15 protein-coding genes are annotated in these 12,460 nt (G+C 38.2%); 14 read left to right on the top strand and 1 reads right to left on the bottom strand.

Translation table 11 applies throughout. From position 1 onward, the window contains the following. Positions 1–2 precede the first annotated feature (2 nt). On the top strand, positions 3–554 hold the full coding sequence (locus M0R80_02380; protein ID MCK9458475.1) for a hypothetical protein: 552 nt from the start codon (positions 3–5) through the stop codon (positions 552–554). Between the two features lie 175 nt (positions 555–729). Here M0R80_02380 and M0R80_02375 read toward each other — a convergent pair whose 3' ends face one another. Beyond that, entirely contained in the window at positions 730–1,404 is a 675-nt protein-coding gene (locus M0R80_02375; protein ID MCK9458474.1) for a hypothetical protein, read from the bottom strand. A gap of 551 nt (positions 1,405–1,955) precedes the next feature. Here M0R80_02375 and M0R80_02370 point away from each other — a divergent pair. The 13 genes from M0R80_02370 (at position 1,956) to M0R80_02310 (ending at position 12,375) form a co-directional block, all read left to right on the top strand. Next, entirely contained in the window at positions 1,956–3,605 is a 1,650-nt protein-coding gene (locus M0R80_02370; protein ID MCK9458473.1) for a hypothetical protein, read from the top strand. Between the two features lie 33 nt (positions 3,606–3,638). Further along, positions 3,639–4,937, top strand: coding sequence for a DNA polymerase (locus M0R80_02365; GenBank protein MCK9458472.1), 1,299 nt, complete (start codon positions 3,639–3,641; stop codon positions 4,935–4,937). Beyond that, a complete protein-coding gene (locus M0R80_02360; protein ID MCK9458471.1) occupies positions 4,934–5,245 on the top strand; it encodes a hypothetical protein in 312 nt (103 codons plus the stop codon). Before M0R80_02365 ends, M0R80_02360 begins: the two co-directional genes overlap by 4 nt. A 7-nt stretch (positions 5,246–5,252) precedes the next feature. Continuing rightward, positions 5,253–5,684, top strand: a complete 432-nt coding sequence (locus M0R80_02355) for a hypothetical protein (GenBank protein ID MCK9458470.1) — start codon at positions 5,253–5,255, stop codon at positions 5,682–5,684. Positions 5,685–5,886: 202 nt separating this feature from the next. Then, positions 5,887–6,444, top strand: coding sequence for a hypothetical protein (locus M0R80_02350; GenBank protein ID MCK9458469.1), 558 nt, complete (start codon positions 5,887–5,889; stop codon positions 6,442–6,444). Beyond that, complete coding sequence (locus M0R80_02345; GenBank protein MCK9458468.1) at positions 6,444–6,854, top strand: hypothetical protein; 411 nt, start codon at positions 6,444–6,446, stop codon at positions 6,852–6,854. Before M0R80_02350 ends, M0R80_02345 begins: the two co-directional genes overlap by 1 nt. A 174-nt stretch (positions 6,855–7,028) precedes the next feature. Next, the gene (locus M0R80_02340; GenBank protein ID MCK9458467.1) at positions 7,029–8,609 is read left to right on the top strand and encodes a hypothetical protein; all 1,581 of its coding nucleotides are present in this window, start codon (positions 7,029–7,031) and stop codon (positions 8,607–8,609) included. Then, positions 8,606–9,487: a hypothetical protein gene (locus M0R80_02335; protein MCK9458466.1), complete on the top strand. Its 882-nt coding sequence runs from the start codon at positions 8,606–8,608 to the stop codon at positions 9,485–9,487. The genes M0R80_02340 and M0R80_02335 overlap by 4 nt, the downstream gene beginning before the upstream one ends. Positions 9,488–9,489: 2 nt before the next feature. Then, positions 9,490–9,984, top strand: coding sequence for a hypothetical protein (locus M0R80_02330; GenBank protein MCK9458465.1), 495 nt, complete (start codon positions 9,490–9,492; stop codon positions 9,982–9,984). Further along, positions 9,981–10,184: a hypothetical protein gene (locus M0R80_02325; protein MCK9458464.1), complete on the top strand. Its 204-nt coding sequence runs from the start codon at positions 9,981–9,983 to the stop codon at positions 10,182–10,184. Before M0R80_02330 ends, M0R80_02325 begins: the two co-directional genes overlap by 4 nt. 316 nt (positions 10,185–10,500) lie before the next feature. Then, positions 10,501–11,097: a hypothetical protein gene (locus tag M0R80_02320; GenBank protein ID MCK9458463.1), complete on the top strand. Its 597-nt coding sequence runs from the start codon at positions 10,501–10,503 to the stop codon at positions 11,095–11,097. Between the two features lies 1 nt (position 11,098). Further along, the gene (locus M0R80_02315) at positions 11,099–11,899 is read left to right on the top strand and encodes a hypothetical protein (protein MCK9458462.1); all 801 of its coding nucleotides are present in this window, start codon (positions 11,099–11,101) and stop codon (positions 11,897–11,899) included. Beyond that, entirely contained in the window at positions 11,899–12,375 is a 477-nt protein-coding gene (locus M0R80_02310) for a hypothetical protein (protein MCK9458461.1), read from the top strand. The genes M0R80_02315 and M0R80_02310 overlap by 1 nt, the downstream gene beginning before the upstream one ends. Positions 12,376–12,460 lie beyond the last annotated feature (85 nt).

The raw sequence follows: 12,460 nt of genomic DNA, 5'->3' as shown, positions 1-12,460 counted from the left end.
AAATGAATTTCAAAGAATGGATAATTTCTGAAAGTGCTCTGTCCCGAGCAGAAGAACTATACTTAAATTTTATCGATGGCGATATAGAGTTTTCTAAATTAGGTCCAGTTGCAGTCAGAGCAATAGAAAGATGGTATGAAAAACATCAATATAGTTTTGATTATGATGAATTTAAATCTAAAGTATTAAAAAGACTTAAAAAAGCGGAAGATGACAGTATAGAAGAAGTATTGTCTCTTATTGGTGCTCAATTAGAAAGAAGCAGAATAAGAGGGGGAATTAGACTGAGTGATGAAGAGGGCTTTAAGCCAGAAAAGCCGGAAGAACCAGTCGAAGTACCAAAGCCAATAGAAAAACCAGCACCAATCGTTGTGCCACCAAAACCAATAGAAATACCACCAAAACCAATAGAAATACCACCAAAACCAATAGAAATACCACCAAAACCAATAGAAATACCAGCACCCGAGCCAATTGGAACATTAAGATTCAAGCCTTGGCAAAAAAAGTTTGCTTTATGGCCAGACGAACCGCCTCAAAGAAAATTATTCTAAAATTTCTCTGGACTGGTAAATGGTTTTAGACGACACCTTAAACCATCTACTACATTCAATGCATTTAGTGGGGCCTTTATCAACAATCTCTAAATCATATTCTTTATCACAATGTGGGCATATAGGGCGGGCAAAACCCGCCACGGTTTCTGGGAGGATTATGTTTATCATATGTCTAAAATATAGTGTAGAATAATGATTTTATTTCATCAGAAATTTTATAAATGCTCAAATCTCTTTCAAACACTTGATTGATCGACTGTCCAGATAAGCACTCAATCACCAAAGGGTGTAGCAATATGTAATAAGGCGATATTTTACTGGTGGTTATCCATTCTTGCAATTTTTTTTCTTCCAACCATTGTTGTACTTGCTCTTTTGAAGGATCGCCCAAAAATTTCTTGGTTTTTAATAAATCCCTTTGAATATTTTCTATTTGCGGAGTTAGTTTCAAATCCTCTGTATTGGTGGTTAATAGCCTCATATTTTTTTCATATTTACTTTTCCACCAAGTCCAACGTATCCATGCTTTTGGTCCAACCAAAATACAGGGCTCCAGCAGAGCGTGAACTTCGCCATTCCCCATTTTTGCCATTAATTGAAGTTGTGCCAGGATGTAAAATCGATACTCCTTGGGCTGTAAAAGACCTTGCGTTTGTCGGACCAGTGTGTAACAATATTTAAACAATAGTGACTTACGAGGATCACCTTTTATTCGCAATTTTACAAAATGTTCATTGGGAAATTCCTTTTGGGAAACTTCCTCCCATAACAATGCTACCCGAAATGCCAATGCTTCGAGTTTTGTCATCTTGTATTTTAACACAGCTTCTAGACGGGAGTTGTTCATGGCAGTATTATATACCATTCATAAAAAACATGAAATAGAAAAATCTAGTTGACTCCTGAAAAGCGATAAACTATATTATAACCAATTCACGGTCACCCCGTGAAAGAACTACAATTTAAACAGAAAAATATTTGTGGACCTAAACGTAAATCTCTACCGGGCAACGGGGCGGTATTGATCCGTCCTTGCATTCCTACAGAAATTGGGATGCATGTTAAATGGCTGGGTATTTACGTCTATACCAGAAGTGGTATACGATAGGCAGGTCAAAAGTCTGCCTATTGCCGGTCACGCTTGCCCCTAAGCTTATGAATAGGGGCGGGGAAAACGTGAAAAGCGAGAGAACCGTTAAAGGCAGCCTGAACCCATAAGGCTTTACCCCTGAAAAGGGGTGCCAAAGGTGACTCTGTTACGTTTAGCCACAAGTATAAAAACTTTTAGGGTCTAGTAAGTTACTTAAGTACTTATTTCCCCCTAAAGGGAAAGCCATAATATATAATAAAACAAATAAACAACAATAAAAATGAAAGGCTTTTTGGCTACATATGTTTGTGAACTTTTTTGATTTTAATTTATTGTTGTTGAATGAGGCTCAAAGAAAAAGACCTTGGCCTTCTTTCCTCTTGTTGAAATGGGGACAAATCCAAAACGATGAGAATGGGGATTACTACATCGATTTTCAACAAGCTGGTGGTGCGATTGATGAACTGGCCAAAATTAAAATAAAAACCCCTATCGAACGTCCAGATGGTCGATTTCAGGTGGAAAGAATAGATCAACAAAGAGGCCGGGTTTATATTGGGAAAATGGTATTAGGACAACAAATTAAAGCCCACTATGGTATTTGGCAACTTAAGTTTGGGAATGTGAAGCAAGACAACATCGAGGGTTATTATTATGATTGGGCAGATGACCCTGGTTCTATCAACAATTTAGAAGATGTCCAAATAGGCGACAAGGTAGGCGATCATGCTTTAAATATGACACCCTATTGGAAAGTTACCTACGTTGACCACGATAAATCCAGAATTTATGTAGACCCCATTAAACCCAATCCTCTCTCTTCCTATGGGGCACAGCAAGGAGGTCAAGATGATGAAGACCCTGTTATTAGTATCGGTGCTGGAGGAGCCCCAATTCGTCAAAGTGATCTAAAAGTTTTGACTGGGGAGCACGAAAAAGAGCGGGTTGATTATGTGATGGATAATTGGAAGAAGGGGCATATCTACAATCCCTCTGACGTTGCTTATTTGCTTTTAGGAACAGTCCCCACTAATTTTGGTCCCAATGGTCCACAAGGTGGTTGGTATAATATCTCTGATACAATGTCGAACCGTGGCGGGCATAAGAGCATGACCCCAGAAGAAATGATGGTGGCTGACGCTAACACCCTAAAAAACACCTTTCATTTCAAGGTTCCGAAAAAAGCACTTACAGGAGAACTTGATCCAAAGTTGTTTAATTCATTTGTGAATGGTGGGCTACAGGATTGGGAAAAAGATGGAACTGAGGTGGAGGGAGAGGATTTCAATGATTTACATGCCACAATCAACATGGTGTTGACCGCCAAGGAGCCTATTTTAAAACTTCGCAATACTGAAGTTTTGTTCGATAGATTCTACACTCGATATAGGGAATTTCGCAAAACCAGATACAACGATCCAGGTTATGAAGAAGCGGAAGCGAAATGGAAGGCAGGTGGCTATACCAATAAGGAATTAGAGCCAACTGTAAAAATGATTGCGGAGAAGTTGTCCAAAATTTTCCACCCCACAGCCAAAGGAAGTTTTGATCCTTATTACTTGGTAAAAGAAAAATTTATTTATTTGGCTGGACAGAAGGGTTGGAACGACGTACTTAAATTATATGAGGATGCTCCCGACAACGACAATCGTCGCAAAGTCTTTGATTGTTATGATGGTAATTACGGGAAAACAGAAAAACAGCCAGAAAAAATGTTGGAAATGATGTATAAAGAGCCCGCCGCCGAGAATTTACATCACTTTCTGAGTAGATGTTATAAGGCCAAACCCCAAGAGACCTTAAAATTCATAGAGGAAAAGGATTGGTTGGATTTATTAAATCAAAAGTATTATGGGGAAGAATTAAAGAGGGTTCTCGATAATATCAAACAAAGGGAAGAGTTTTTCAAAAAACATGGCGAGAAGTTTGGCACAAAGTTTGGTGATTTTGAGGATTAGCTTTTTTACCTTCCTTTTGGTATACTTTATCTTATGTCGGAATTGGCAGAAACTCTAGAGTCTCTTGTTGGTCAAACCCTTTTTGTTGCCACTTCTCCCGAAGTATTGGATTTTACCAATCCAAAGGCACCCGCTACCCTTGTAATTATGGCTCCGAATAAAAGGATGGATATTCCTTTAAGCCATAAGCCAGCGGAACTTATTAATATTATTGGCGAGCTAAAGTATTATTTAGATCAGTCCAAGGTGTTGATTGCCTGGAATGCCAAGAATTTGTTTAGTTTTATTTTAGCAATTACGGGCAAGGAATTGAGCATATCGGCATCAATCGTTGATTTAAAGCTAATTGAGGCATTCCTGGGGCATTCTGAGCCCTGTCCTGGTAGTTTTAATCAAGCCAAAGGGCGATTGGCAAGGGTTGTTGGTAATTCTAGTTGGGAGCAGACAAAAACCATATATAAAACCATATATACTCCATTGATTCGAGAGGTTCTTCCTCGGATTGAAACCTTGGGATTGGCACATACCGATCAAAAGGCTATTTTACATCCCTATTATGAGATTGAGGGGCAGAAGAATGGTCGAATGAAGTGCAGGGATGCTTTTAATAAGTCCTTCAATCCACATACCCTTGAAGAATCTGAGAAGCAATTTTTAACCACTCCTGATTTCGATAGCAAGGATTTTTTGTATTTCGACTTCAAAAATATGGAAGTTTCCGTGTTGCAATGGCTATCCAAAGACACTTTGTTAGGCAATATCTTAAATCGTAGTCGAGATGTGTATGAGTCTATTTGGGAAACCATAACCGGGCTCGAATGTTCTCCATCACGGCGAAAGGTGTGCAAAGGGTTCTTTTTGCCTGTGGCATTTGGCATGGGTGCGGCTACTTTAGCCAAGAAAAATGATGTAGCTGAGGAAACGGCAAAAACCATTATTAGTCGAATTTATAAAAAGTTTCCCATAGCTATGGGCTGGTTGAACAACAAGGACGTAAAAGATAATAGGGCAATTGATTACTATGGGCGAAATCGTTTATTTGAAGAAGAATATTATCGCACACAACTAAGAAACTTCCACATCCAGGCCCCAGCATCTGTTATTTGTTTACACAAATTGGTGAAATTACATAAAATTATTCAGGGAATTGCAAGAATTAGCTTTCATGTTCACGATGGATATTATATAATTCCAAATGTGGGGCAAGAAATAAATGTTTTAAATTTGTGTAAAGACATTTTAGAGGAAGAGGATGGGTTGTATCCTGGTTTAAGATTGCGGGTTAAAGCCTATAGAGGTAGAAATCTCAATCAGTTGAAAGTAGTGAAATGAGGAAAGTCAAGAACAAAGAGCGTTGTGCTTATCGTGGCCAAAAGGTGCGTTATTCTGTTTGGAGAGCAAAATATAATCTTTTTTGGGAACGGTTTCATGAAGAAATGGTTCGACAGATTTGTGCTGACAATGATCTTCCTGTGGAGCCGCTGCCACATGAGAAAAAACGCAGGTTGGATTGGGAGAAAACTCAGGACGAATTAGAACACAAGGGTTATCACTTACTTGGCCATTCCATCCGAGAAATCCAAACCAGGGTTGAAGTGATACTTGGATTCGATCACAAGGTTGGTCTAGCAGGGATATGAGGAAAAAATGTTAAAAAGAAAATGGCGATGGATGTTTGAGGGAAAGAATGCTGATGGAAAAATAATAATTCCAGAAATTATTATTAGGCCGGAAGAACGACCGGCGTTTCCCTATATGGCAGTTGGGGATGAAAATGGCGGCAAGATTGTTCCCATTAGTGGAACTATGCAATTTTGTGTTTTCGAAGAATTTAATCAAGATGTTGTGTCGTTCGTAACGTCAGCCGAAATAAGGCTCTATGGCGGTAATAATGAGCTTATGGAATATTGGAAATTTAATGATGTAAAGATGCCCCCGCCGATGCACGAACCAGATTCAGATTACGGTTTTGAGTATATTCCCTGGTCGTTTTCATATGAATCTTCATCGTATTGTTGTCCCATTTCTATGAAGGAAATTCTTAGCAATGACCAAGATATTATCGAAGAGAAAGCGTAAAGAGGCAGTACAACTTGCCAAAGGCAAGAATACACATTGTTGTGGTTCTTGTAACAAAATACACGTTGCAGATAGGATGATATATGGACCAAACCCATTTGCTGCCGAGATATATCCAGACAGTCCAGAGGCGAAGCGTAAGGTTTGGTTATGCAAGGAATGCTATAAAGATATATGTGATGATATTTAACAGAAAGGTTATATGAATTATATTTTTGAAAATTTTCCGGTCACAAATCAGGAGTATGAAGAGCTAGAAGATAACTTCGGCAAATTAAGCCATTATCAGGCTTGGCAATTGTATTTTAAGAATACCAAAAACAATCATACTGATGAACAAGAAGATATTGTTCAAGATTTAAAAATTTCCTTGCTAACAGCGGGAACATATTTTAAGAGGCAAACATATATTGAAAAATGTTTAAAAATATGTAAATTGCATATTACAGACAGATTTCTTATGAGTGTTCTTGACGAACTTCAGAATTTATGGAATAATAAAACTCGGCATGGTGCCAGTCGGCAAAAGTTTGGGCCACATCAAGAACAAATGTTGACGCTCTTGGTGTCTACTTATGTGCCTGATGAGAAGCAGCCATCAAAACAAGCCCCTTTAAAGATCGATGCCAAATTTAAAACATATTGTAAATCCATTTCTTGGAATCGTTTAAAGGCGATGGGGAAAAAGATTACAAAGGAAAAATCAATTAGAGCAGCATCGGTTTCATTAAGTGAGTTTGACTATCTTGGGGGAAAATAATGTCTGAATATGTTTATGCTCCTTATTTGGAATTGAATTTACTCACGAAATTCGCAATAGCGGTTGATTATGACAATACCATTTCCCTCTCCCCATCTATATTTGCGGCCCATTTGCCTAAGTTAGCTAAAGACTTGAGTTTAAAACTTATCGTAGCAACTAGCAGAACAGGCACAGCCGATGATATTAAAGTATTTGAACAAGCAGGATTGATTGGGGACAATGCTTGGGTAGACGATGTTATTTGGTGTGGTCGTCATTGGAAGATTGACGTGTGTGAGAAGGCTGGATATGTTGTGCTATTTTGGGTAGATGACCAGCCCGAAGGTTGTAAACGGGGTGGTATATTATGGGCAAGGATTGTCGGGGCATATAAATGGCTGGTAAAGAAATGGAGTAGTGTGATATGATAAGGTGCAGTGAATGCAAGAGCAGCATCCTTGATGATGATATGAGATGGAATGATTGGCTTGCTTTGATGAATTATTTTGAGCATGAGTTTGAGGAAGGCGAAATTACGCAAGCCACTTATGAGCATATGATAGATCGTTTAGTAACGCTCAAACCAGCTTTGAAAGAATAGAATGCCTGAAATTGATGTTTCCAAATATGAGGAGGGGGCGTTTGATGACCCCGATGTTCAAGCTGAAGTACAATATCAGTGGGAAGAGAATTTTCAACGCACAATTCTTTCTCTTCTTTTAAATGATGCGGTGTTTCTCACCCAAAGCTTTGGTTTAATAAAGCCTTTTTATTTTACCAATGAAGTTCACAAAGAAGTCGCCAATTGGTTGTTTAAGTATTTTGACCAATATAAAGTTCTGCCCAAGCGATTGTTTATAGAACAATTCATAGCCGACAGAATTAAGGAAAAGCCAGCCGATGTAAAAATGCATTGGCGAGCCGAAATTAACAATGTCTACGAACACTACGTTCCAGGTGTAGAAGATAGAGATTATTTAAGGGATAGAATATTAGACTTTGCTAAAGAACAAGCAATCAAGGCGGCGTTCTTTAGTTGTATGGATGAATTGAAATACAATCACCAGGATAAGTGGAGCATCATTCAAACCAAGCTACAGGATGCTTTGTCGGTAGATCGGGATTTTGACATTGGAGAGGAATATTTTCAAACATATGAACAGCGTTATGACAAGATGATTAAAAGCATTGCCGAGGGTGATATTTTCACTTCCGGCTTTGAGTCCATTGATAACGCCATGCAAGGCGGCGGAATGCAGAGAGGCGAAATAGCGTCATGGATTGGGCTCTCTGGTTCTGGCAAATCCCTTTGCTTAATCAAGGCGGCGGTTGCCAACATTCATCGTGGCAAGAAGGTTTTGTATATTTCTACCGAATTGGATGAAAGTCGTGTTGCTGAACGATTTGACGCCCAATTAGCTGATCCTGGCAATCGATACGGAATCGGTATCAAGAATTTGATTCCCAACAAGGATATCGTATTCCAATCTTTACAGAATTATACAAAGGATTATGAAGACCCACGCCGACTGGTTATCAAACACTTTCCCAGCGGTGAGATGGACGTGGCCACGATGCAGGCTTATTACAAACAACTGCAAATGCGTGGTTTTGTGCCTGATTTAGTGATAGTGGATTATATTGGCGAAATGAAAGATTTTGCCGGTATGAAAACCTATGAAAGTCGATTTTTAATTATTCGTGCATTAAAAGGGTTTGCCAGTCGAGAGAAAGTATGTTTGTTAACCGCCATGCAGGCTACGGGAGATTCTCGCAGCAAGGTAAACATGGGAGAATTGATCGATGATGATAATTTGGCTGATGCTAAAGGCCAGACACGTCCCCTAGATGCTTTGTGGAGTTTGAATCAGCGAAAGGTAGAATATGAGGCCAAGGTCGCAAGAGTATCAGTTGTAAAAACTCGTTTTGGAGAATGTCGTTTTGAGTTTTGGATAGAAATGGATAGAGATCGTACTTTAGGAATGCAAGAGATCAGCAAGGCAGAATTTGATAAGAGAATTAATGAAGTGTCGGCTAATAAGGAAGTGACTGCTCGGCATTTGGAAGAATTGCAAAAGAAAGCAACAGACAAGAGAAGTCAACTCCAACAAATTACTGATGAAAAGAAAAGATTAAAAGCCGAAAAAAAATTCAAAAGTGATCCTGGGGAACCCATAGAATGAAATTACTTGACAAAATACATTCCAAAATTGACAAGACAATTAAATATGTTTTTCAATTGGAAAGTGGTTTGATAAGTGAGGTTGCTTATATTGATAACAATACTGGCAAAGATATCATTTGTGTATCTACGCACACGTCTTGTGATCTGGGATGTAAATTCTGTCATACAACGGATTGTCAAGGCAAGGTGCATGTTAATTATTTGGATATGGGTGAAATGAATGAGCAAATAGAATTTATTCACCAAGACTTAAAACTTGGTGGACGGATGTTGTTGATTTCTTTTATGGGTTGTGGCGAACCATTAGAAAATGATAGTGTTGTGAGTGTGATGCTTTCTGCCAAAAAGAAGTATGCCCCTTGTCGATTTGCTGTTGCCACTCTTATTCCAAAACGTAATTGGTTTAAGTTTTTCAATTTGGTTGAAGGAATCATACTTTATCATTTAGATGTAAAAATCCATCTATCTTTGCACTTTACGGACAATAAATTACGTAAAGAATGGATGCCAGCGGCATTAGAAATAGAATCATCCATTGCCGCCTTGGAATTTTATCAGAAGATGATGTCGAAATTGACTAGGGGCAGCAAAGTAGAGGTTCATTACACTTTGATTGAAGGGGTGAATGATTCGCCCCAAGATGCCCGTAGATTATGTGAGTTGTTGTTTGGCCGAGATATTCCCATAAAGTTGTTGCAATACAATGAGCGTCCTACTATTGATAATAAAGCCAGCCCCCATGTGCAGGCATTTATGGAAATTATTGAGCGGTTTGGTCAAAGGGTAGAATATTATGAACCGCCTGGAAAAGGGGTGGGAGCAAGTTGTGGCGAATTTCTATTAGATTACTATTTAAAATACAATAAGAAGGAATAATTATGGCAGAAGAAAAAATTAGTGTGTGTGGTATTGAGGTTTTTTTAGATGACAAGTTGTTTGCATTTAATGAATCCAATCTCAACATCTACCTACAAAAAGCAGGTCCGCAATGTGCTTATTTGCAGGCTAAGCTAGCTGAGTTGGAATCTTTGCATGACAAAAAGTATCACTTGTTATTTATTGAATACAAGGATGAGGGCGGCACGGAGAAATATGTAGAAGCCAGATGCAGGTCTAACCCCGATGTTGTAGACCTTGCATTAGCTATTAAAAAGATAAAGGGTCATTTGAGAGCATGGGACATGAATCATGCAAATGCTATATCTTTTGGACACAACATCAGACGTGAAATGGAAAAATTGAATAGTGATATCCGGTTTAAGGCTGATCCTGGGGTTGATGAGAGAATAATGGATATATTGCGAGCCACCCACAAAGATGAGAAGGCAGAGAAGGATGAGAATTGGAGCAATGACGAACAATCTAGTTTATGAATACTGAAAATATAGCAATAGTAATTACACAAAGTCTCAATAATCAGGGAATAGAGATAACGCCAGGAGAGACGAAAAATTATTTGCCTGATGATTGGTATTTATTACCATTGGATGAAATGGAAAATTATGTGTTTATGGAGTATCTGGTAGCTGAGTCCAAGAAGGATCGAGCAGAAAATTTATCAGACAAAGCATAAATATAAGTGCCTTGAAAATGCAGTTTCAAAAGTGGCGGTTTCGGCTAACCATGTTAAATGTCGTATCGCAACACTAAAACCATTCTACATGGGTCTTAAAGACTGGATGGGGAGACTAAAAAAGTCTCAGCAAGGCAGGAGAGATAATTATGTCGTTCATTTTTATATCTCCTTTAATTTGATAGTTAGTGCGTGTCGTGCAAGAGAGCCGATCCCAAGTTCTATTTTTTCAACTGGAGCGATAGGGGTCGGCTCTTTGTTTTTAACTATTGACTTTAGGGGACGCCTTTTTTTATAAGCTAACTCTAATGATTATATGGAGAATTTGGCCAAAGAATTAGAAGCAGACATTAATAAAGCAATTACTCTGCCTACCAAAATTTTGATGAGCAGATTTTGCTTTCTCTCTGAAGGTTCTAAATTTGCTCAAATTATGTCTGATCCCAAGTATTTTCCCTTTTTCTATTATTTGGGAAAACGAATTCAGCCCAAAAGGTTTTTAGAAATAGGGTTTGGATTAGGGTTTGTTAGTGGCTGTTTTCTTCAGGGTTGTAAGACTGTCGAGGAGTTCACTGCTTATCAACACATCAAGGATGAGTTTTATAGTTTTTTAATAGGTCGTAGAAATATTTTTTCTGTATATAAAAATAAATTTACTTTTATAAATGACATTTTGGACTTGGCAGGTGAATTTGATTTCGTTATAATAAATGATGATGATTATGCTTTAGATGATTACCGTAGCGTTCTCGATACAGCTTGGAATCATTTGGCATATGATGGTCTTTTGCTAATAGATCATGCTAAGTATGGTGGAGATTGTAAGCAGGTGTTGCCTGACTTCTTCAAAATAGCTAATCGAAAACCTGTATTTGTGGACACTCGATATGGAGTGGCATTGTTGAGGAAATAATATGAGTTATGAAATTTTGTTAAAGTATCATGAAGAAACTGAAGTAAAGGGAGAATATAATCGGGAAGAAACTAAAGAGAAGATAATCAAGTGTGGCAAGCCATTTGAAGATACGCCACTTGAAGACGTTGCCGGAAAGATTATTGCTCAATTAGCTCGCCGCAATATTTTAGTGACTGACGTTGAAGTTTATGAATATTATAAAAAGAAAGTCAATTACATCGAGGCAGAGGATGGCATAAAGATTAAGGGACGGAAGTTTAGTTTTGATGGCACGGTTAAATTCAGCACAGAAGACACAGATGAATCAGATGTTGAGGATAAGTTGTTGGGATTGCTGAATACTAATCCTAATATTTTAGATTTAATAGAAAATATCACCACTAAGGACAAAACAAAATTACAACAAATATTAGGTAAAAATGGTGGTTCCAAACCCGCCCCAATAGGACCAATACGATTTGAGATTTTTGATCCTGTAGAGGGCGGCGTTCCACCCCCAGGAACTTTAGGTGGGCTTAGTAAAGGGTTTAAGTTTACAAAGGGCAGAAGATATCCAATTCTTCAAGAAAAACCAGTAGGAATAGACCCAAGGCTTGGGTTGTTGTATATGACAACAGACGATGCTGGTGTGCAAAGAGAATTAAGTGACAGATTCTTTGTGGTGCCGCCTCGTTTGGATGGAGCATTTATAGAGGACCGTGCGGCTTATGTGGGTGGTGATGGACCTGAGCCAACATTATCGTTTGGAGATCAAGTTAAAACAGATATGCCAGATTTATCAACTTTGCGGAGAAAATAATGAATAAAAAATTGCAAGAGCGAAAAAAGAAGCGTCGAGAAAAAGAAGCCAAAGGTAAGATTGTGCGTAGGCGAGAAGCAATACGCAAACAGAAGAAATATGATGAAAGCTTGGATAAAGATGTAGCAGGGTCTGTCGAAAAAATTATGCCTATCATAAATCCATATAAAGAACAATTAAGGAAACAAAAGGCTTTGGCCCATAATATGGAAATTCTTCACAAGCTAGAAGAAGAATACAAAAAAGAGCAAGAGAGGAGATCGAAAACCAATGCCGACCTAGAGGCAGATGGACATTTAACATTGGTGGATAAAATTCAAGCGATGGGAGAGAAAGCCACAAAAGCAGCGGGGGGCATGTCATTAATTGAGAAAACAAAACAAACACTTGAGGCTATGAATGGGATTCAAATAGAAGATGAATATAATCAGGTGGACATAAATATAGCCCCAAAAAAAGATGAAAATAATTTGTAAAAATTGTATTGACTTTATGAATTATTTATCGTATAACTCATATATAAGGAAGAACGATTAAAACTTTACTACGTTGTAACTTTTT

Source organism: Pseudomonadota bacterium (genome assembly GCA_023229365.1).
GTDB lineage: Bacteria > Myxococcota_A > Polyangia > JAAYKL01 > JAAYKL01 > JALNZK01.
Note: the sequence above shows the minus strand (reverse complement) of the source record. Positions and strands in the feature narration are given on the sequence as shown.